The 21,345-nt window shown below is 58.6% G+C and carries 14 protein-coding genes; 4 read left to right on the top strand and 10 right to left on the bottom strand.

Going from position 1 to position 21,345, the window contains the following annotated elements:
- Positions 1 to 380: 380 nt before the first annotated feature.
- Positions 381 to 2,063, bottom strand: coding sequence for a potassium channel family protein (locus HMPREF2928_RS06035; protein WP_070687706.1), 1,683 nt, complete (start codon positions 2,061 to 2,063; stop codon positions 381 to 383).
- Positions 2,064 to 2,176: 113 nt separating this feature from the next.
- Between HMPREF2928_RS06035 and HMPREF2928_RS09090 the strand changes: the two genes are divergently transcribed.
- The 3 genes from HMPREF2928_RS09090 (at position 2,177) to HMPREF2928_RS06025 (ending at position 6,808) form a co-directional block, all read left to right on the top strand.
- Complete coding sequence (locus HMPREF2928_RS09090) at positions 2,177 to 2,407, top strand: hypothetical protein (RefSeq protein ID WP_141744435.1); 231 nt, start codon at positions 2,177 to 2,179, stop codon at positions 2,405 to 2,407.
- Between the two features lie 140 nt (positions 2,408 to 2,547).
- Positions 2,548 to 3,543: a restriction endonuclease gene (locus HMPREF2928_RS06030; RefSeq protein WP_070687704.1), complete on the top strand. Its 996-nt coding sequence runs from the start codon at positions 2,548 to 2,550 to the stop codon at positions 3,541 to 3,543.
- A 355-nt stretch (positions 3,544 to 3,898) separates the two neighbouring features.
- Positions 3,899 to 6,808 carry an FAD-binding and (Fe-S)-binding domain-containing protein gene (locus HMPREF2928_RS06025; protein WP_070687700.1) on the top strand — a complete coding sequence of 970 codons (2,910 nt, stop codon included), beginning with the start codon at positions 3,899 to 3,901 and terminating at the stop codon, positions 6,806 to 6,808.
- A 102-nt stretch (positions 6,809 to 6,910) separates the two neighbouring features.
- Here HMPREF2928_RS06025 and HMPREF2928_RS09270 read toward each other — a convergent pair whose 3' ends face one another.
- The 8 genes from HMPREF2928_RS09270 to HMPREF2928_RS05985 all read right to left on the bottom strand — a co-directional run bounded on the left by HMPREF2928_RS09270 (position 6,911) and on the right by HMPREF2928_RS05985 (position 18,369).
- Positions 6,911 to 7,390 carry a hypothetical protein gene (locus tag HMPREF2928_RS09270; RefSeq protein ID WP_246823573.1) on the bottom strand — a complete coding sequence of 160 codons (480 nt, stop codon included), beginning with the start codon at positions 7,388 to 7,390 and terminating at the stop codon, positions 6,911 to 6,913.
- On the bottom strand, positions 7,372 to 7,797 hold the full coding sequence (locus tag HMPREF2928_RS06015; RefSeq protein WP_070687699.1) for a hypothetical protein: 426 nt from the start codon (positions 7,795 to 7,797) through the stop codon (positions 7,372 to 7,374). Before HMPREF2928_RS06015 ends, HMPREF2928_RS09270 begins: the two co-directional genes overlap by 19 nt.
- A gap of 388 nt (positions 7,798 to 8,185) precedes the next feature.
- Positions 8,186 to 9,382: an STAS-like domain-containing protein gene (locus HMPREF2928_RS06010; protein ID WP_168165533.1), complete on the bottom strand. Its 1,197-nt coding sequence runs from the start codon at positions 9,380 to 9,382 to the stop codon at positions 8,186 to 8,188.
- Between the two features lie 1,027 nt (positions 9,383 to 10,409).
- The gene (thrS, locus tag HMPREF2928_RS06005) at positions 10,410 to 12,443 is read right to left on the bottom strand and encodes a threonine--tRNA ligase (protein ID WP_070687695.1); all 2,034 of its coding nucleotides are present in this window, start codon (positions 12,441 to 12,443) and stop codon (positions 10,410 to 10,412) included.
- Positions 12,444 to 12,575: 132 nt separating this feature from the next.
- Entirely contained in the window at positions 12,576 to 13,001 is a 426-nt protein-coding gene (locus tag HMPREF2928_RS06000) for an ArsR/SmtB family transcription factor (protein WP_005508792.1), read from the bottom strand.
- Positions 13,002 to 13,129: 128 nt separating this feature from the next.
- Positions 13,130 to 15,844 carry a Rib/alpha-like domain-containing protein gene (locus HMPREF2928_RS05995; RefSeq protein ID WP_070687693.1) on the bottom strand — a complete coding sequence of 905 codons (2,715 nt, stop codon included), beginning with the start codon at positions 15,842 to 15,844 and terminating at the stop codon, positions 13,130 to 13,132.
- Positions 15,845 to 16,711: 867 nt separating this feature from the next.
- Complete coding sequence (locus HMPREF2928_RS05990; RefSeq protein ID WP_049356817.1) at positions 16,712 to 17,602, bottom strand: fumarylacetoacetate hydrolase family protein; 891 nt, start codon at positions 17,600 to 17,602, stop codon at positions 16,712 to 16,714.
- A gap of 68 nt (positions 17,603 to 17,670) precedes the next feature.
- Positions 17,671 to 18,369 carry a lipoate--protein ligase family protein gene (locus HMPREF2928_RS05985; protein WP_070687691.1) on the bottom strand — a complete coding sequence of 233 codons (699 nt, stop codon included), beginning with the start codon at positions 18,367 to 18,369 and terminating at the stop codon, positions 17,671 to 17,673.
- 142 nt (positions 18,370 to 18,511) lie between these two features.
- Here HMPREF2928_RS05985 and HMPREF2928_RS05980 point away from each other — a divergent pair, with 142 nt between their 5' ends.
- Entirely contained in the window at positions 18,512 to 19,993 is a 1,482-nt protein-coding gene (locus HMPREF2928_RS05980; protein ID WP_070687858.1) for a glycoside hydrolase family 1 protein, read from the top strand.
- Between the two features lie 166 nt (positions 19,994 to 20,159).
- Here the strand turns inward: HMPREF2928_RS05980 and HMPREF2928_RS05975 are convergent, their stop codons facing one another.
- A complete protein-coding gene (locus HMPREF2928_RS05975; RefSeq protein WP_246823572.1) occupies positions 20,160 to 21,239 on the bottom strand; it encodes a GNAT family N-acetyltransferase in 1,080 nt (359 codons plus the stop codon).
- Positions 21,240 to 21,345 lie beyond the last annotated feature (106 nt).

Below are 21,345 nucleotides of genomic sequence, written 5' to 3'. Positions count from 1 at the left end.
CCGTAGCGCATTGAGGCTACAGGGCGTTCGATAACCGGCACGGTAGATAGTTTATAGGCTCTGGCTAGGAGTTTCACCAGTGGCGGCCATTTTTAAAAGATAGTTTGGTCACATTAGATCTTAAGTTGAGGGGTTTTTCACGCACACGAGCCCCGATTTGCACTCCGCGGGCTAATTTTGCCTCGACAAGGCAAAATATCCCGCACGGTGGCGTGGGCGGTGATTTTCTTGCCTTCGCGTGGGCTCGGCACCCAAACCCACCGCTTCAATAAGTATGCGGTGTGGGTTTGAGTGCCGAGCCTCAACCAAACTGTCATATCTGCGCTACCGCAACCGAGCCGCTACAGCCCGGTTACTGTCCGCGGGTATTTGCGAGCGGGCTACTGCTTACGGGAACGCAACGAGAACTTCTCACGAATAATCGTGAACGTCTGGCGAGTCTCCTCCAGCAGGGCGACCGGCTCCTGCTCACGCACAGCGACCTCATGAGATACCGAGGAATCGGCGGGTTCACCAGCCCGCGCGGCGCCGGGCGCGGTGTTCGGGGTAGCCTCCGCAGAAGCTGCCGCAGCAGCACCCGGAGCGCCAGGAGTACCAGGGGCAGTAAAGCCCGCGGCGGCGCTGAAACCGGCGCGGCGTGCCGCCTCCGCATCCGAAGGAACCGGGTGCACACCGTCTTCATCCACGACCTCACGCAACGTGTAGTCGCGGGCTTCACGGCGCGCATACTCACGAGCCAGCAGGGCACGCAACTCAGAAATCTCCTGGCGAAGATCGTCCACGTCAGCCTTGGTTGCGGGGTACTCCTGCTCCTCCCTGCCACCAAACTTTTCGATAATCCAGCTCGCGAGCGCACCGGTAGCAACCGCGACCAAGCCCCCGCCGTACAGCATGACGATCACGGCGATGACCCTGCCGATACCGGTGACCGGGTAAACGTCTCCGTAGCCGACCGTGGCGAGGGTCGTGAACATCCACCAGTAGGCGGTGGGCAGGTCACGAATCATCGCGCCCGGCTCGGAGGACTCCACCGAATAGATCGACAGGGCAAACATGATGATGAAGATCGCGGTGTAGCCGAAGAGCTTCATCCCCAGTTCGGAGAGCCTCTTATATTGGCGGTTGGTGGTCAGGTGCATCATGGCGAGGAAGCTGACAATACGCCACGGGGGCAGCAGCACGATGGCCAGGTTCATCAGGTTGTGCGTGATGAAGTAGAGTCGCCGCGGCGCCAGGTACAGGCGCACGCAGTAGTCGGCGGCGAAGAGGCCCCACAGAATCATCTGAATGATGTTGAGGTACCCGTCGTACGGCTCCTGAATGCGTGTGCTCATGATGGGCGCGGCGAACGCGAGCAGGTACAGCACGGACGCCACGAACATGGGCGTGGAGGAGCGGTCTTCCCACGCGGCCAGGTTCTTCTCGCCGCGGTACTTGCTGAGCGTGCGGAAGAGGCGGGTTCGCGGAGTGCGACGCGGCGGGTCCGTGACGGTGCGGGTGACCGTGCGGATGGTCGTGGTGTGCGTTTCAGGTTCGTCTACATCAATAATCTCGGCGTCACCATCGGGGTTACCCTGGGTGCCCGCTTTCTGGTCGCCCTTGCCGTGCGGGTGATGCGTGGTGCGGGTGATGCGACGCTCCTCGCGGTGCGTACCGTCCGGCGCGTCGGTGGTGGCGTATTCTTCGACGACCTCTTCGTAGTCGTCGGGGTCCAGGTCGGTGGAGTAGACGGAGTGGGTGCTGTCCAGGCGGGCGCTATCAATCTGCACGGCATCAACCTGTACTGCCTCCATGCCGGGGGCGGTAGCCTCTGCGGGGCTACTTGCTGCAGCACTAGTTTTGGCGGCACTGGATTCTGCCGGTGCCGACTGGGTATAACCAGCCTTCGTGGTATTCTCAGCGGCGGCTTCAGATGCGGTAGTTTCAGATGCAACAGTTTCAGGGCGCGCAGACGCACCCACCGGGCTGTTCCCCGGAATATTGCCCGAGGTATTCCCCGAGGTATTGGGTGCTGTGCCGTTCTTTACCGTGTTGTCTGTCTGGTTCTGTTCTGCCTTATCCATAGTGTGAATGATACTCCACGCCGTTGCGTTTGCGTTTCTATTTCGTTGCACTGTGACCTTGTGCTGTGACCTTTGGGCGGCGGTCTTTACACCGCGGTTTTGTGCACGATACTGTGTCGAAATCGGGCGGCGGTTCGGTTGCGGTGGAGAACCGTTCGGGTGCGAAGATGACGGTGTATTGTGCGGGTGTGGATCGTAAGGAGCGTAGTGTGCCTGCGGGTGGCCGCGTGTTTGTGGAGGATTTGGGGGTGCGTGCTTCGGCGGGTTCTCCCCTATTTTGTGGTGTGGTGACTTCTGATAGTACTGCTAGCTGGAATGTTACGGCCCTCGGCGGGCGTGCCTAAGAGCAGCTGCGGCGCTAATAAAGCCTGCACAAGGGAAAACAGGCACCTCTGGTAACGATTATCTTTTGTATTAGAGGTATATTAAGAACGGACTACCCGCCGTTATTAACCAGCCGTTATCAATCAATGGAGATACACCGATGACCGCTCAGTCGCCTGATACCACTGAGGTTGAACTTCCCAAGTTCTACGAATTCATTCCCAGCATTCTTGCTTACCTATCTGACGGCAACTCCCGCACCAATAAAGAGATTTATAGCGCTGTAGCAGAGCGCTACCCGCTTTCTGACGAGCAGCTACTACCCTACCTGCCGAACGGCAAGCGTCCCGTCTATGTGGACCGCATTAGTTGGGGCTTGACCTATCTCAAGATGTTCGGTGCGGTTGATTCCCCTCGCCGCGGTCAGCAGGTTATTTCTGACGAAGGCTTGAAGCTGATTGAGGCTCATCCTGGGGGCATCCCCGATGATGTCGTCGCGCATATCGTTCGTTCCGCCCGCAGCACGCGTGAGCGTTCCCAGTCTGATAGTTCCGAGCAGGACCCGCAGGAAACCCCGAAGACCGCTACCAAGACTGTTGCCGTCACGACTGCACCCTCTGAGGTGTCTGATAGCACCCCGCAGGAACTCATTGATGAAAGCATCACTCAGATTGAGTCCGCGCTGACGCACGATATTTTGGAACGCGTCCGCGCAATGTCTCCGACTGCTTTTGAGCATCTGGTGGTGGATGTTCTGTTGGCGATGGGCTACGGCGGCCCGGCAGGACGCGGCACCGTTACTCCGGCTTCCAATGACGGCGGTGTTGACGGAATTATTGACCAGGACGCTTTGGGTCTTTCGAAGATTTATGTCCAGGCTAAGCGTTACGCCAAGGACAATGTGGTGGGTCGCCCCGACCTTCAGAACTTTGTGGGTGCGATGCACGGCAAGGCGACTCAGGGCGTGTTTATCACGTCGAGTTCCTTTACATCTGGTGCACGCACCTATGCGGAGAATCTTGGTAGCGGAGTTTCCCTAGTCCTTATTGATGGCGGGCACCTGGCGCGCCTCATGATTAAGTACGGTGTTGGTGTACAGGTGGCACGTACGTACACCATCATGAAGCTTGATGAGGACTTCTTCGACGAAGCCTAAACGTTACACAAGCGTGGGGTGGAAAGCATGTAGCTTTCTGCCCCACACTTTCTTTTGGGCTAGCCGCCTTTTTGGTGAGCCGCTGGAATGTTACGACCCTCGGCGGCTGCGCCTAACAGTAGCCGCGGCGTTCAGCGTGTGGTGGGTGCGCCTCCGCAGGCCCGGGCGTATTTCCCCGGAAAACCAGCAAATAGGCGGCAAAAACGCGCATCGGCACGGTGTATATCCCACCCCCTTTATGGTGACAAGTAGTCGCCAAGCTTAGCCATAGCTAACCGGAAAAGACGGCGTTCAAAGGAAGATACTGGAATAAGGACAGCATTCACACACCTGTCACCAGTAAGGAAGCAAGATCATGACCACCGTCGTGTCAAACACGTCCGAAGCACTCAAGTCCCCCTACGAGGACACCCTCAAGCGCCTACTCTCCGATGCGCGCGCAGAAGCCGTCGAATCCAGCGTCTCCGAACTCGAGCGCCTGGCAATCTCCCACGACGCATCCCACTACCTGCTCGTGCCCGCCGGCCTGATCCGCCCCGACTCCGCCGAAGACGTCGCCAACATCTTCCGCGCAGCCGGCGACCTCGGCCTGCCGCTGACCTTCCGCTCCGGCGGCACCTCCCTCTCCGGCCAGTCCAGCGGCGACGGCCTCATGATTGACACCCGCCGCCACTTCAAGAAAATTGAGGTCCTTGAAGACGGCAAGAAGGTGCGCGTGCAGCCCGGCGCGACCATCATGATGGTCAACAACTACCTGGCACCCTACGGCTACAAGCTCGGCCCCGACCCGGCATCCTGGTCCGCATGCACCATCGGTGGTGTGGTTGCGAACAACTCCTCCGGTATGTCGTCGGGCACCAAGTACAACACGTACAACACCCTCGACTCCATGGTGTTCGTGCTCCCCAGCGGCACTATCATCGACACCGCTGAGCCGGACGCTGACCAGAAGCTGCGCTCCCTCGAACCTGAACTTCACGAGGGCCTGCTGCGCCTGCGCAAGCGCGTCACCGAGAACCCCGAATCCATGGCGAAGATCCGCCAGCAGTACTCCATGAAGAACACCATGGGTTACGGCCTGAACTCCCTGGTCGACTTTGAAACCCCCGTGGACATTCTGCAGCACCTGCTGATTGGTTCGGAAGGCACCCTCGGTTTTGTTGCTTCGGCAACCTACCGCACCCTGCCGATTCTGAAGAACATTTCCACCGGCCTGCTCGTGTTCGACAACCTGATTGATGCTGCACGCTCCGTGCCCGAACTGGTTGCTAACAAGCTGGCAACCGTCGAGCTGATGGACGCCACCAGTATTCGTGTGGCTCAGCGTACCGGCCAGGCTGCGGAGGCGCTCGCCGCCATCGACGTGAAGGACCACGCCGCCCTGCTGGTTGAGTTCCAGGGCAACTCCGAGCAGGAGCTGAGCGACCTTGCCGCCGCAGCGGCACCCATGTTTAAGAGCCTGCCGGTGGCTTCGCCGGTGTCGATGACCAGCAAGCTGTCTGAGCGTAACGCACTGTGGGCGGCACGCCGCGGCCTGTACACCACCGTTGCGGGTAACCGCCGCTCCGGCACCAACGCACTGCTTGAAGACGTGGTTGTTCCTGTTGAGGTTCTGGGTAACACCTGTAGCGACCTGACCAAGCTGTTCGACGCACACGGCTACCAGGACTCCGTGATCTTCGGTCACGCGAAGGACGGTAACATCCACTTCATGCTGAACGAGCAGTTCCGCGACCCGAAGCAGCTGGACCGCTACCGCGACTTCACCGAAGAAATGGTTCAGCTGATCCTTTCCGCTGACGGCTCGCTGAAGGCTGAGCACGGTACCGGCCGTATCATGGCGCCGTTCGTGAGCCGCCAGTTCGGTGAGGAACTCTTCGACGTGATGCGCCAGATTAAGCGCCTCATTGACCCGAAGGGCTTCATGAACCCGGGCGTTCTGCTTGCCGAGCCGGACACCGACTACGTGACCGACCTGAAGGTCGCTGAGACCGTTGAGGAAGAAGTCGACCGCTGCGTGGAGTGCGGCTACTGCGAGCCGGTCTGCCCCTCCCGCAACCTGACCCTGACCCCGCGCCAGCGCATCGTGATGCGCCGTGAGATTGCTGCCGCTGAGGCGAACGGCGACCACGAGCTCGCCGAGCGTCTGCGCAAGGAGTACGAGTACAACGGCATCGACACCTGCGCCGTGGACGGCATGTGCCAGACCCGTTGCCCCGTGAACATTAACACTGGTGACCTGATTCGCCGCCTGCGTTCCGAGAACCAGGACAAGCTGGCTGCTACCGGCTGGAAGGTTGCCGCGCAGCAGTGGGGCATCATGGACAAGGTCGCAGGTAAGGCCCTGACTGTGGCTAAGAAGCTGCCGTTCCCCGTGGTTCACGGCACCACCAACATTGCCCGCAAGGTCATGGGTGATGACATGGTGCCTTCCTACAAGAAGGACCTGCCGGTCGGTGGCCCGGCACGTAAGCCGCACAAGGACGCAACCGCTGAGATTGTGTTCTTCCCCGCCTGCGTGAACTCCATGTTCGGCGGTGTGGATGGCGACGGCAAGCACGACCCGGTCAACGCAACCCAGGCGTTCATCCGCCTGTGCGAGCGTGCGGGCGTGAAGTACCGCATCCCCGACAATATTGGTGAGATGTGCTGCTCCACCCCGTGGAAGTCGAAGGGCTTCACCGACGGCTACTCGATTATGAGTGACCGTGTGCTGAAGTCCCTGTGGGAGGCTACTGACGGTGGCCGCCTGCCGGTCGTGTGTGACGCTTCGTCCTGTACTGAGGGCCTTGAGGTGATGCGCGAGAAGGTTATTAAGGCGCTTGAGCACAAGATCGTGAACGGCCTGAAGCCGGGTGAGCCGGACTACTCGCGTCTGCGCATGTACGATGCGGTTCAGTTCGCCGCGGACAACATGCTGGATAAGCTGAGCGTGTCTGCTCCCCTGCCGTCGATTGCTCTGCACCCGACCTGCTCCATGACTCACCTGGGTACTCAGCCTGCGTTTGAGAAGATTGCGAACGCGATGAGTGACGACGTGTACGTGCCGAAGCACTGGGGTTGCTGTGGTTATGCGGGTGACCGCGGTATGCTGCACCCGGAGCTGACTGCGAGCGCTACGGAGGCGGAGGCTGCGGAGCTGAGCGAGCAGAAGCAGTTTGCCGCATACATTTCGGCTAACCGTACCTGTGAGCAGGGCATGACGGAGGCGACCGGCCACAGCTACCAGAACGTGCTGCAGCTGCTGGAACGCACCACCCGCTAACGGGCTGAGCACATAGCGGCATAAAGAAGGGACCCGGCGGGCTATCTGATGTGATAGTCCGCCGGGTCCTTTCTATCTGTTTCAGTGCTTCTAGGCTTTTCTTTAGGCAGTGACCAGGTGGGTTCCTAGCGCGTTCTGTGCAACTGCCTGCACCGGGCTCAGGTCGCCTTCTAGAACAACTGAGCCGTTCGGGATCATCTGTGCGTACTGCAAGAAGGTGCCGATTGTCAGGTCTTCGTGTGCGGTCTCCGGCTGAGTGACACCGGATGCGCTGGCAACGGTTGTTACGCCTCGTGAGTCTTGTCCAAGGTTTCGGACGCGTTCGGCTTGGATGATTTGGGCGTAGAGCGTTCCGTTGATTTCGGTGACGATGATGACGGCTGATTCTCCAGCGACGTTACGGGAGCGGCGGAAGACGTCAGCGACTTTCTCGCCGGGTGCTGCGGGGATGACGTGGCATTCTCCCCCGGCGCGTTGAGCCGCTAGGGCTACGAGTGCGCGGTGTTCTGGATTGCGGCGGGCAGACAGGTTGAAGCGTCCCGCGATGCGAGCTCGTTCTTTCATCACTTCAATGCTTGCCATTCTTCAATCCTTTCAAATGCGCCTTCTACGATAAAGGCTGTTGCTTCTTCGTAAGCGGCGTTGCTTTCCATAATACTATTCAGGGGTCGGTTCTCTTCGACTACGGAGCGGTCACTGCGGTATTTGTAGCGGTGGTAGTGGAAGTTCCGGTGGGAGGAACAGCCACGAATCACCTGCCAGTACTGCTCCTTTGCCTCTTCGTTGCGGCAAGATAGGGCAATGCTGAAGTTGTACGCCATGTCTCGAGCCGGGTCGGTAGCGGTACAGGTTGTGTGGCGGTCTGTGATGCGGAGGGTGTTCTCATCGTCGAGGTATGAGATAACGGGAGGGTAATCCCAGGTTTCGCTGCAGCTGGGGCACCGACAGTAGAATTTCTCGCCGGATATGAGGCGTTTCTTTTTTGCCATGGTTTTCACTCCTTCACGTGGGTATATGAACCCTACCGTGATTTTGAGGAGCTTGGGCGTTCGTTCGGCAATCTGTGGAAAACTAGCCCCGAAATCGAGAAAAAGACGACTTGTGGAAAATAGTGTCAGCGGCCTTAATGTCAATAAAGTTCATAGCTTGCAACTGTTGGTCAGGCTATTCACCAGATGCGCTCTTACAGAACCTTGGGACTCTCAGGGGCCAACCTGTTCCCCAAGATACATAAAGGAGGGGTCGGCATGCTATCCAGTTGGATAGCATGCCGACCCCTCCTATAAATTAATAAATTATCATGCTTATCATCAAGGACGGGGATAATACTTTTCCGGTTTTATCCATAAAGAAAATTCATAGCCAAGACATATCTAGCTAAATTTTCTTACGGTCATTACGCGCATACTTAAGCACAAGATCAATATCATCATTTTGATTTATGAAAAATATTTTACGATGATACAATATTTCAGCTTTAATTATCTCGTCAGCAAAACTTGATGATATGACATCAATTGACTCAAAATCTAAAACGATATATTCTGCACCATCATTTACTAAATTTCCAATAATATTAGATATTTTAATTCCACCGTTTCTGGTTGCCACATTAGCCGCATATTGACGCATATGAATAACATGCCCCTGAAGGTCTTCATCATAATATTCATCTGTCTCATCCGAGATATAGTCAACATTTAAAATGCTGCTCATATGCACGGGATTAGAGACATCCAGGCTCCAATTGACACATGTTAAATACTTAACATCACTGCTATCCTTATTCTTAAATTCAATCGGTGAATTTCCAAAATTACGAGTCTCAATGGGATTATCTTTTGCCATATTACACTCATAGGCGCCTTTACCGGAATCAATCATGAACGTACCACCATTTTGCATGACAGATTCAGTGAGACCATAAAGACCCATGCCTTTATTTCTGTTACCTTTAGAAGTGACACCCTTATTCACTGCATATTTAATGATTTCCCCATACTTACTATTGCTAAAGTAATCCATAAAAATATCGGAATCAACCTTGGAATCAGCTACCCCAACCCCCTCACTCATACTCCTAATAATTCCTTTTCCAATATCCGTAACCGCTATATTCAATCTCTTTGAACTAACATGATACTGCATAGAAACATACCCATAGTCCGCCCCACTGTGCTGGAAAACGTTGTCCATTACCTCATACAGACTCCACGCAAATGTCTGCAGCAACCCCTCTTCCAGAACAATATTGGACATTATCCACTTTTTATATTTATCAACAATGAGGCTAATATTTTCCTCCGAATATTTAAATACTGTATACAATGAACTATGCATTTTTATAGATATGTCATTAACTACTACAGGGCTATTAATTGAGGACCCCATCTTTATTGACTGCGGATTACTTAACACAACATTCCGGTCTCCTTCATTTTTATAGTATTCACAAATCGCAGCCAGCCATGTTGCCCTGTCCTGAAATACAGGAACTCCTTTTGATATAGATATCTCAATGTTAGAATCATTAGAAGATTCAATTCTTTTGACAATTCTTCCAAATTCAATCATTCTCTTTGATTTCATATATATTTTCATAAGAGCCTCCAAAGTTGTAAATTTCTTGGTCAAATGCGAAAAATAAGAATTATTTATGCGCAAAACATCTTATGTAAGCTTGTTTATCACCTCCATATTAGAAACCGTAGACCAGCATATTCCGCAGAGATAACACGCATTCGGTGCTCATTTGCCGCACTGACATCCTTATCCGAATCGTACAATTACCGGAACCTCCGAACGGCAACGAACGTAAGTACCATCATTCACATTAGCACGAAGACACCCGCCCGGACTAGGAAAAACTCCCCACAACACAACTTTCTGCACCCAACCACACTCCCCCACCCGCACCTCCTCAAAGCACATAGAAACCACCCCCTCCGCAGCTTCCGCCGCAAAGGGGGTGGTTTCTATATATAGGCTCGGTGCCAGTTCGCTAGCTTAGCTGGCCACGGTCAACTGCAGTCAGCCCGCACCGGCCACAGCTACCAGAACGTGCTGCAGCTGCTGGAGCGCACCACCCGCTAAGGGCTGAGGGCATAGCAATGCTATAAAGAGGGACCCGGCGGGCTATCTGATGGATAGCCCGCCAGGTCCTTTTGTCAGTTGCAGCACTTATTTTCGATTATTAAATAGTCCAATAATCAATACCGCTATTGAGATGCCGTAGAGAATTCCAATCACTAGGTCGCTGACATTTGACACTACGTTCAAGATAATTGCCAGGATCAAGAACAGCATCCCAACAGGAATATACTTATTCGACTTCATACGCTCGTGCTCCCTCAATAATCAACATTGGGACATCATTTTCAGGACCATCCAGCTACCCATTTTCTGAATGGCTGTGGAAGTTCGCCTTACTACCACGCTAGCACTCTGGAGCTAAAAACTAGCCCGCGACACAACTTTCCCCACCCAACCATCCCTCCCCCACCCGCGCCTCCCCAAAGCACACAAAGAAACCACCCCCTCCGCAGCTTGTCGCCGCAAAGGGGGTGGTTTCTATATATGAGTTAGACCAGAAAGCCTAGTACTACTCAGCAGCCTCCGTGCTGGGCTTGGGGTCTTCGTTCACGCGGTTGCGGATATGCTCCACAATACGTGCCACAGCCTCGTCCACGGGCACGCCGTTCTCCTGCTTGTTACCGCGGAAACGGAACGAAACAGCGCCGTGCTCCGCATCCTCACCGCCAGCAATCAGAATGAACGGAACCTTCTCAGTAGACGCAGTACGGATCTTCTTCGTGAAGCGATCCGAACCGTAATCCACCTCAACACGCACGCCGTGCGCACGCAGCTTGTCCGCGATCTCAGTCATGTAGTCGTTGAACGCCTCAGCCACCGGCACACCAATCACCTGGACCGGCGACAGCCATGCCGGGAACGCACCCGCATAGTGCTCAGTCAGCACACCCAGGAAGCGCTCAATCGAGCCGAACTTCGCCGAGTGAATCATGACCGGTTCCTGCACGGTACCGTCAGCAGCCTGGTACTCCAGACCGAAACGGCTCGGCTGGTTGAAGTCGTACTGCACGGTCGACATCTGCCAGGTACGGCCAATCGCGTCCTTCGCCTGAACCGAAATCTTCGGGCCGTAGAACGCAGCACCACCCGGATCCGGGACGAGCTCCAGGCCGGTCTCCTTCGCAACCTGCTCCAGAACCGCGGTAGCCGCCTCCCACTGCTCATCAGTACCGATGAACTTATCCTTCTTATCACCCTCAGTGTCGCGGGTGGACAGCTCAAGGTAGAAGTCAGTCATGCCGAAGTCCTCAAGCAGGCTCAGCATGAACTTCAGCAGGTGACGCACCTCGTCCGGTGCCTGCTCCTTCGTCACATACGAGTGCGAGTCGTCCTGGGTGATCATGCGCACGCGGGTCAGGCCCTGCAGCACGCCGGACTTCTCGTCACGGTACACGGTGCCGAACTCGAAGAAACGCAGCGGCAGCTCACGGTACGAACGGCCACGAGAACGGTAAATCTCGTTGTGCATCGGGCAGTTCATAGCCTTCAGACGGTAATGACCGTTATCCAGCTCCATGGGCGGGAACATGCCGTCCGCGTAGTACGGAAGGTGACCAGAAGTGTAGAACAGGTCTTCCTTCGAAATGTGCGGGGTGCTGACGTACTGGAAACCCTCCTGAATGTGGCGGGTACGCACGTAGTCTTCCATCTCGCGCTTAATCACGCCACCCTTAGGGTGAATCACCGGCAGGCCGGGGCCAATGTTCTTCGGGAAAGAGAACAGGTCCAGCTCACGGCCCAGACGGCGGTGGTCACGGCGCTCCGCCTCAGCGATGCGCTCCTTGTAGGCGACCAGCTCGTCCTTGCTCGGCCATGCGGTACCGTAAATACGCTGCAGCATGGGGTTCTTCTCAGAACCGCGCCAGTACGCGCCACCGGCACGCATCAGGGCGTAACCGTTAGCAATCAGCTTGGTGTTCGGCAGGTGCGGGCCGCGGCAGAGGTCCTTCCAGACGGTCTCGCCGGTCTTCGGGTGCACGTTGTCGTAAATGGTGATTTCACCCTCGCCGACCTCCACGGATGCGCCCTCGGCAGCATCCGCACCAGAACCGGGGCCCTGGGTCAGGGAGAGCAGCTCCAGCTTGTACGGCTCGTTCGCCATCTCGGCGACAGCCTCGTCGTGGGTGACCACACGGCGGCGGAACAGCTGGCCGGACTTGATGATCTTAATCATCGACTTTTCGATCTTCTTCAGATCTTCCGGGGTGAACGGCTCAGCCACATCAAAGTCAAAGTAGAAGCCGTCAGTAATGTACGGGCCAATGCCCAGCTTGGCGTCCTTGCGGTACTCCTGCACCGCCTGCGCCATCACGTGCGCAGCGGAGTGGCGCAGAACGTTCAGGCCGTCCGGTTCGTGAATGAAAACCGGCTCAACGGAGTCGCCAGCAGACAGCTCGTGGGAGAGATCAACAAGCACGCCGTTCACGCGTGCCACAACGATCTTCGGGTCGTCAGCGAACAGCTCAGCGGCAGTCTTCGCGGTGACCTCGCGCTCCTCACCAGAAACGCTAATAACAATTGCTGAAGAATCAGCGGCAGACATAAGTCTCCTTAACTCAGGCGCAAGCGTGCCACTCGGGGCGCCGCCGGTGCGCATACTATTCCGCACTGTACTGGTGCACGGACACACACCATCTTACAACGGCTCCCAGCCAACGCTCAGCTTGAGGGCAAACTAGTCCGCATGATGCTCACGCGTATGCTCATACACGTCAACCACAATGTGGCTAATATGGTCGTCCTTCAGACGGTAAATGGTGGTGCGGCCCTGCTGCTCACGGTCAATCACGTGCGCCTCACGCAGGATGCGCAGGTGGTGCGAAGCGAGCGGCTGCGAAATGCCCAGGCAGGTGTGCAGTTCGCTCACGCTGTGCGGGCGGTGCATCAGGTGGTGCGCAATCGCCAGGCGTAGCGGGTTCGCTAGCGCAGAGAAAATCGCCACGGACGGGCCAAACTGTTCCTCCCAGTCTTTGGGGCCGCTGCCTTCGAGGAGGGGCGCGTTGGTGGGCACCTCGTGGGTATGATCCGATGCATGCTCGTGGGCATGGTCAGTGTGGGTGGTGTTAGTTTCGGTCTGGTCTGTGTGCTGGCTCTGAGTCATAGTATTTTCACCTTATGTACAGGAAAGGGGGCACGTCAAGGAAGTTACGCCTGCGCGGCGTGCTTTCTTGACGTGCCCCTCTCCCCTAACTGCGCATCAGCTCGCGGGCTTGCAACCCTAGCGGGCCCTTAGCGGTTAGCGACTGCCACCTGCAGGTAACCTTCAGCGGACTTTACGCCCTTGTCGGTCACTGCGCGGTAGCGGACCAGCGGCGCGAAGCCCTGCTTATTCTTAGCGGATACCGCGATGCCCTGGGTGCCGTCGGGCAGGGTCACCACACGGTAGGTGCCGTATTCGTCGCTGTATGCGCTGACGGCCTGGCCGCGCTGGTTGAGCAGCTCGAGCTTCTTCACGGTTTCGCCGCGGCTGTATGCGCCGAAGGATGCTTCGTCGTTGTTCAGGACTGCCACGTTCTGGGTGGTGCCCGAGTACAGGGAGACGGAGTCCTCACGCGCGATGGGGCTGTTCTTATCGACCACGTGAACCTTCAGCGGGATCGAGTACAGCTGCGCGGCGGAGCCCCTCTTCGCCTTCACATCAGACATGCGTGCGGGTGCCTTGCCGGTGCGGTTCACGGTGATGTTCGTACCGTTGTCGCGGCGCAGATCCCAGGTGGTGCCGGTGACTTCGTGAGTGTTCAAATCGATCGAGTAGGTGCCGGTCTTGCCGTTGGAGGCAAAGCGGATGCCGGTCTCCGCGCTGGAGAACTGGCCGCCAGCAGTGTTGACCTTCTCCTTGTTGACCCAGCGGCTGGGGCGGAAGTTCGGGGTCTGCTGGATTTCCTGGAAGTTGTAGTCGCGCGCGTAACGGTAGTTCGGGGAAACCTTGTGCGACTGGTGAACACTCTGCGCGACTGCGGTCTCGCCGGAGTAGACGGTGGCGTGGTGCTCGGCGGGCTGGTAGAACACGCCGGAGCCGGTGCCGGTCTTACCGTAGGAATCCGAGGGGTACTTGAACTTCACGGCGTCCGAAGCCTGGTTCACTGCCGCGTTCTGAGTCTCGGCGTCGCTGATGCGCACGGCCTTGGGGGTGCGCACGGCGGAGCGGCGCACGGTCACGGGGCGTGCAATCTTGTGCGCGTCAGCGTTCGAGTCGGCAGCCTGGTTGTTGCTCTGCGGCAGAACCTGGGTGCCCTCGCGGCGTGCAGTGTTCTCAGCGGACTCGGTGTAGTTCACGGGCATCCACTGCACCTGCTGCCAGGGGAACTGGTTGCCGGTGAAGCCGCTGGGCACGAAGTTCGCGAACATTGCCGCCAGCTGCGGGTCTTCCTTATACACGTTCTTACCCTGGCGGGCGTAGGGCGCGTAGGAGCTTGCCGCCTCCAGGTTGAATGCGTTGGTGAAGAGGTTGTGGTCCGTGAGGATGAAGCCGTATTCCTTCATTGCGGTCAGGATCATGCGGGTGAGCTGGTCGTCAGCGTGGCCGGTGTTTGCCAGGTGCTCTTCCACATCAAAGCTTGCGGGCAGGAAGCCACGCTGACCTGCGCGGGGTGCGTTCGGGTACTTGCTCGCGTCAATCTTGCCGTCGGTACCCTTCGCGGGGAAGGAGGAGACCAGTGCAGCGTAGTCAGCCGCGGTGATGGACACCATGTGGTTGATCTTGCCGGCCTTGAGCTCGTCCACACCAATCTGGGTGAGCTCATTTGCCAGGCCCACCACGGAGGAGGTGCCGTTCTTGAGGGTCAGCCAGTAGTTGTCTTCGCCCACGCCGCCGAAGTTCGGCTTAGCGAGCATGTAACCGCCGGAGGACACGTGGTAGGTCGCCGGGTAGTCAACCGCAACGGGGATGTCCACGGTGCCGCGGGTGCCTGCGGGAATCTTGTAGGTAATCTCGCCGGTGGTCTCGTTGATGGACGCGCCGGGCACGTTCTTTGCCAGGCGGAACTTCGCGCCGCGAGCAATCGGGTAGGAGGTGCGGGCGTTGCCGGACTTCGCATCGATGCTGACGGGCGCCTTGATGGTGACGGTCTGGCCTGCGTTGCCGCGGCCAACGTTGTCGTACTGAATCTTGGCGCTCTTGGGGGTGGAGGCGTTGCCGCCGCCAACCTGCACGCGGGCGGTGCTGGTGTAGGTCTGTGCGTCTGCATCCTTGACGAACTTGAAGTAGGAGCGCCAGATGCCGGTCGCCTCATCGTACAGGGCGACGGACTGGTCGCCGGAGAGGCCGTGGTCCTCAGCGAGCCAGTTCGGGATCGGGATGCCGCCGGTGAGAATGCGCTTGTTCTCCGCGTTAGCGTTGACGCGCTGGTCGCGGGAGACGACCTCGACGTACTCCTGGTGGGGGTTCGCGGAGTTCACGGCGAGGGTCGGGATATTCTCGTGGCCGCCGACGGTCTGGGTGCGAATCTTCTTGAGGGTACCGCCGTTGATGGCGGTGGTGACGGGGTGGTTGCCCGCATCGCCGCTGTATTCGAGGAAGGTGCGGCTAATTTCGCTGCTGTTGGGCGCGACGGCTTCGGTGCCGGTGAGCTTCTGGGCTGCGAAGGAGTCGCTGGCGAGCTTGCCGCTCAGCGGCGAGGTGTTCTCGGTGGTGGTCAGCTGCTCCTTGGTGAGGGAGGAGTTGACGGGTGCGAGAGTGTCGATGGTCTGTGCCTGCTGGTCGGGGTTCCAGTAGCAGGTCGGACCGGGCGCGACGTTGGTGATGTTAGCGAGGGTCGGCACGGTGCGGTAGCCTGCGTCGACGCAGGTGGTACCGGATACGTTACGGGTGGAAGCGGTCGCACCGAAGGTCGCGGGGAGGTTCGCGCCGGTGATGACGGTTGCCAGTGCTGCGGAGGCAGCGATGGTGGCACGGCGGCGGTTTGTCGGGCGCTGTGCCGGGTTTTTGGTTGCAGTTGTGGTCATGTTTTTCTTCCGTTCGTGTCGGCTTGTTTGAGTGAGTGCGTTTGTATGAACAAACACGGACGTGAGTGAAATATGCATCCGAGGGTGTACCCGGGCGGGTTCTGATCTTCTGGCAGGAATTCTCAGGGAACTCTCAGATAATCCCCATACCCTACATAGTCTTTTGGGTGAACGCAAAACGAGTTTGTGATTCAGGGCACTGATTTTTTGCTAAAGGTTCAAGCTTAGACTCATATTTCTTTACACCTGCGTGCATTGATAGATGTTCAGGTTTTCGGAATTTGCACCGCAGTGTTTTAGCGTTACTCCTAGTCAAGCGAGTTTAGCTTCAGAAAAACGAAAAATGCGCACGGGAAACTAAACCCTCAACCTCAAAGTTCCCGGAATGACGCGCCAAAACGGTCTGTTGAATTTCTCACACGTGACCACAATTTGGGATTCCGTACCGAGGGTAGGTATGGTCTCAGTCACTGAAACAGGGCTTTTGTGAGCCCCATCAACCATTTTCGAGTCGCAATCACCACCGGGGAGCACCCCTTGTTTCCCCCTACAGACCCACAAAACCCACCCAAAACCCTAAAATTTAGGTCAAAGTTTAAAGTTTGCGTGTGTTTAACAGTGTGTAACCATGCATGCACCACACTCCCCCGCGCAGGACACCCTTCACTGTACATTCCAAGAATTCCAAGCCGCCCACCGGGAGCTTTAGAAAGCATAGAAACACCCCGCATGCGCCTCAAAAACACATGCGGGGTGCATAGATATTCACTTGTGGGTGCCTTGCGGTGCACCCAATAGCAGGTGCCGCACCCGCCTCCGTGGGTTCAGGTGGGTTCAATAGCGATTACTCACAGAGCTACCGGATAGCTACAGGGCGCCCGCCTCCGAGCAGACATTCACCAGCTCACCAATGCCCTCAATGCGGGTGCGCACCGTCTGCCCCGGCTTCAACCACTGACGCGGATGCAGCGACAAGCCAACCCCAGCCGGGGTACCCGTCGCCACCAGGTCACCCGGCTCCAGGGTCATAAACCGCGAAATATAGGACAGCAGCTGCGCCGGAGTGAACACCATATCCGCCGTCGTGCCGCGCTGACGCACCACACCATCCACCTCACAGACCAGCTCCAGGCCGGCAACCGGGTCAACCTCATCGGGGCTCACAATCACCGGACCAAACGGAGTCATCGCATCCCAGTTCTTACCCTGGAACCACTCCGAGGAACGACCCTGCCAGTCGCGCACCGACACATCATTCATGACCGTGTACCCCATCAGAGCCTCAAGTGCCTGCTCCTCCGTGGCATTACGCAGGCGAGCGCCCACGACCAGGCACAGCTCAACCTCCCAGTCGATTTTCGTGCTGCCGGTGCCGTCGGCGGCGGGCATGCGGATCTGCTCGCCGGGGCCAATCAGCGCGTTCGGGAACTTCGCGAACAGCGCCGGATGCTCGGGCACCTCAAGGTTCATTTCCGCGGCGTGGTCGCGGTAGTTCAGGCCGGCGCACACAATCTTGCCGGGCTTATCCAGCGGGCGAATAAAGGGTAGGGAGTTCCACAGCTCCTCGCCGTGACCCATGACGGTCGCGCCGTTCTCCTTCAGGATCGCCACGGCGTTCTTCGGGTCGCCAAAGTTCAGCCGGAACCGGCTGTAGAAATTCAGTAGCGGGCTGAGCTTCGCCGGAAGCTCGTACACGGTCTCTTCGAAGAAGCAGACCGCGCGGCTGCCCTTCGAGTCTTTAATTTGTGCCCAACGCATGGATGCTCCTTCGCTTCAGGTGGGGATATCTCGAATAAGTTACGGATAAAAGTCAGAAATAAAACAACCTAGTGAAAGCCGTTTTGGGCGTACACCTCAACGATGGCGTCTTCCAGGTCTTCCATGAGCAGGGCAGGGTTTGCGTCCTGCGCCGCGCCGACCGTGGCGGGGTCCAGCTCCATGCCGAGGGCACGGTACACATCCGCGGTGACCACCCGCAGGGGTGCAGAGTCAGAGACCACGATGCCGGTGCTGAACCACCAGCCGCCAGTCACCACACGCTGGGCAGTGCCGACCAGTTTAATGCGGCCACCACCTGCGGAGGCGGGAAGCTGCGCGTGCACCGAATACTCGCCGGGGCAGTACTCCCCCGGAATCTCGCCCATGCGCGCATCCACGCCGACCTCGCGGAGCGCCTGCGCGTACATGGAACCGAACAGTTCGTAGCGTAGGGTGTTGCCGCTGCGGGCATCGGAGGCGGGCTGAAAATGGTCCACGACCAGGCACCCCTGATGGTAGGCGGCGGCGTGCCCGCCGACCTTGCGCACCAGCACCTCAAAGCCGTGCTCGGCGCACGCCGCGGCGGCTTCCGCGAAGCCGGGGTTCAGTTCGTCACGGCGGCCGAACGCGACCGTCGGGTTTGGCTGATACATGCGCAAGGTGGCTTCACGCTGCCCGCTTGCCACCTCGCGGAGCATCTGCACCGTCTGGTCGTGGTGAATGAGGATATCGCCGGATTCGGGACCGGTCTCTCGAATAATCTGCACGTTCCTATTTTACGGTTACGCCCGCCACAGCTCCTACGTCTCCCCACAATGCGAAAACGCCCACCCGGGTAGCTAAAACCTAGTAATCCCCCACCCCCTCCGCTAGGGTAGAAGAAAACCCCAAAACACCTTGGAGGATGCCGTGCATCAGGACCAGCACATCACCGCCCAACCCGCCCCTCTGCCCAACTCCAACCCGGCACTGACCGAGCCGCAGCCGCTCGGCGCGTTCCCCGCCGGCTTCCTCTTCGGAGGCGCCACCGCCGCCAACCAGTTCGAGGGCGCCTGGAACGAAGACGGCAAGGGCCCCAGCCTGCAGGATGTGCTGCCCGCCGGCGGCCTGCATCCGCGCACCGCCGAACCCACCGAGGACAACCTCAAGCTGGAGGGCATCGACTTCTACCACCGCTACCGTGAAGACATCGCCCTGCTCGCGGAGATGGGTTTCAAGGTTTTCCGCTTCTCCATCGCCTGGTCGCGTATCTTCCCCCGGGGCGACGAAGAAACCCCGAACGAGGCGGGCCTCGCCTTCTACGACCGCGTGCTCGACGAGCTTGAAAAGCACGGCATGGAGCCGCTCATCACCCTCAGCCACTACGAAACCCCGCTGCACCTGGTGGAGCAGTACAACGGCTGGACCAGCCGCGAACTCATCGGCTTCTACGAACGCTACGCCCGCACCGTGTTCGCCCGCTACGGCAAGCGTGTGAAGTACTGGCTGACCTTCAACGAAATCAACTCGATGCTGCACCTGCCGTTCATGTCCGGCGGTATTAACACCCCGGCGGATCAGCTCAGCGACGCCGACCTGTACCAGGCGATGCACCACGAACTGGTCGCCTCCGCGCGCGCCACCGCTGCGGCACGCGAACTGGCGCCCGGTGCCCAGGTCGGTTGCATGATTCTTGCCATGCCCACCTACCCGCTCACCCCCGACCCCGCCGACGTACTCGCCGCCATGCAGACGGAGCAGGCGAACTTCGCGTTCGGTGACGTGCACGTGCGCGGCGCATACCCCGGCTACTTCCTGCGTGCCCTGCGTGAGAAGGGCGTGGAGCTGAATATCACCGAGCAGGACCGCGAGGACCTGAAGAACACCGTGGATTTCGTGTCGTTCAGCTACTACATGTCCACCTGCGCGACCGGCGACCCGGCACGAGGCGAGCGCGGCGAAGGCAACATCCTCGGTGGCGTGGTGAACCCGACCCTACCTGCCAGTGAATGGGGCTGGCAGATCGACCCGACCGGTCTGCGCGTGGTCCTCAACCAGTATTGGGACCGCTGGCAGAAGCCGCTATTCATCGTGGAGAACGGCCTGGGCGCCCGCGACGAACTGGTCGAGGTGAACGGCGAGCTCACCGTGGAGGATGACTACCGCATCGACTACCTGCGCCAGCACCTACAGGCCGTGCGCGAGGCGATTGAGGACGGCGTGAACGTGCTCGGCTACACCACCTGGGGTTGCATCGACATGATTAGCGCCTCCACCGCGCAGATGTCCAAGCGCTACGGATTCATCTACGTGGACCGCAACGACGACGGCACCGGCACCCTGGCACGCTACCGCAAGAAGTCCTTCCACTGGTACCGCGAGGTAATTACCAGCAACGGCGCGGAGCTTTAGAAGCTGAGGCTCTAGAAGTTGTTCCTTATGCGGCGACTCTAGACACTGAACCCCGCGCGGCTAACACGCGAAACTCAGTAACAGAAAGCCCCCGAGACTCTGAATCTCGGGGGCTTTCGCGCATATGCTGTTTGTCTAGTGCCTGTTATGCCTAGCGCAGACGGCTCTAGTCCATGGGTAGGTCGTTCAGGCTGGTGGATACGTACTCCCACCAGGTCGGCACCAACCCGGCATTCATCGCAACCCTCTGCGACAGCATGTGCGACGGGCTCGTACCGTAGAACGGCAGGTACCCTTCCGCCAGGGCCAGGCGTGCCGCATCACGCACCAGCACGCTGGCGATACCTGCGCCACGCCAGGCGGGCAGCACATCAATGCCGATCTGACGCATAATCGGTGAATCGTCACTCAGGCCAACCATAGCGATAGGGTCTGCGAGCGCGGGGCTCTCCCCCGCCGCGGGTGCATCAGGTGCCTTAGATGCGTTCTCATCCACCGGGTATGCGGCGAGCACCAGCACATCCGGGCGGCGTTCGCTAAAGCCCAGCGCGTTCGAGTAGCGTTTGTCCCCGCGGAAACGCTCAAACTGTTCAGCGTCCAGCAGCTCCACGCGCAGGCGGGTTACGCGCGCCTCGGTGTCCTCTGGGTCGACCTCAAGGGCACCCGCGGAAGCGTTCGCCTCCCTGCAGATGGTGCGCTCGCCCGTGATTTCGGCGAGCAGCGCAGCCTTCAGCTCGGCGGGGTCAACGCGGCGCATCATACCCACACCGGGCACGGCGCACTTGACCTCCTGCGCCTGCACGCCCTCGGGTACGACCGAGTTCAGCAGGGCGCGGCCGGGCGTGTAGTAGATGCTCGTGCCGCTGACCTGCTGGGTGTAGGGGGTGAGCAGTTCGTTGAGCTGGCGCAGCTGCGCGTAATCGCCCAGCCAGTTCGACTGGTCACCGAGCATGTAGTCGATGGCCTTGTCCAGCACGCGCGGATGCTTGGCGCAGAGAATGCCGACGCTCGCGTAGTTGGCGACGCGCAACTCCCAGATGTCGTCGTTGCGGCGGCGTGCGGCACCCATCTTCTCGGAGGGAGGCTGCACGGTGGCGAGTAGCGGCAGGCTCTCGGCGTCCGGGTAGTCGCGTAGCTCTTCGAGGGCGCGGCTAATCGAGCCGGGTGCCTGGCAGAAGTCCGCCTCCAGCTGGGTGTGCAGGATGTGCCGCGCACGGTCCGCGGTGGTCACAGCGCCACGGTTCATAGCGCCACGGCGTGCTCCAAAGCCCGCTGCACCCGGAGAGCGCTCGGCTCCCCGCGTGGGTTCAGTTCCTTGAGTATCAGTCACGTAGGTTTCCTCTAGGGCAAAT

The sequence above is a fragment of the Rothia sp. HMSC072B04 genome, assembly GCF_001813725.1.
In the GTDB taxonomy this organism is placed as follows: Bacteria; Actinomycetota; Actinomycetes; order Actinomycetales; family Micrococcaceae; genus Rothia; species Rothia mucilaginosa.
Note: the sequence above shows the minus strand (reverse complement) of the source record. Positions and strands in the feature narration are given on the sequence as shown.

Bases quoted from the DNA above. Each gene is read 5' to 3' on its own strand.
- HMPREF2928_RS06035 (WP_070687706.1), bottom strand. From the start codon at position 2,063: ATGGATAAGGCAGAACAGAACCAGACAGACAACACGGTAAAGAACGGC.
- HMPREF2928_RS06000 (WP_005508792.1), bottom strand. From the start codon at position 13,001: ATGACTCAGAGCCAGCACACAGACCAGACCGAAACTAACACCACCCAC.
- HMPREF2928_RS06025 (WP_070687700.1), top strand. From the start codon at position 3,899: ATGACCACCGTCGTGTCAAACACGTCCGAAGCACTCAAGTCCCCCTAC.
- HMPREF2928_RS06030 (WP_070687704.1), top strand. From the start codon at position 2,548: ATGACCGCTCAGTCGCCTGATACCACTGAGGTTGAACTTCCCAAGTTC.
- HMPREF2928_RS05995 (WP_070687693.1), bottom strand. From the start codon at position 15,844: ATGACCACAACTGCAACCAAAAACCCGGCACAGCGCCCGACAAACCGC.
- HMPREF2928_RS09270 (WP_246823573.1), bottom strand. From the start codon at position 7,390: ATGGCAAGCATTGAAGTGATGAAAGAACGAGCTCGCATCGCGGGACGC.
- HMPREF2928_RS05990 (WP_049356817.1), bottom strand. From the start codon at position 17,602: ATGCGTTGGGCACAAATTAAAGACTCGAAGGGCAGCCGCGCGGTCTGC.
- HMPREF2928_RS05975 (WP_246823572.1), bottom strand. From the start codon at position 21,239: ATGAACCGTGGCGCTGTGACCACCGCGGACCGTGCGCGGCACATCCTG.
- thrS (WP_070687695.1), bottom strand. From the start codon at position 12,443: ATGTCTGCCGCTGATTCTTCAGCAATTGTTATTAGCGTTTCTGGTGAG.
- HMPREF2928_RS06010 (WP_168165533.1), bottom strand. From the start codon at position 9,382: ATGATTGAATTTGGAAGAATTGTCAAAAGAATTGAATCTTCTAATGAT.
- HMPREF2928_RS06015 (WP_070687699.1), bottom strand. From the start codon at position 7,797: ATGGCAAAAAAGAAACGCCTCATATCCGGCGAGAAATTCTACTGTCGG.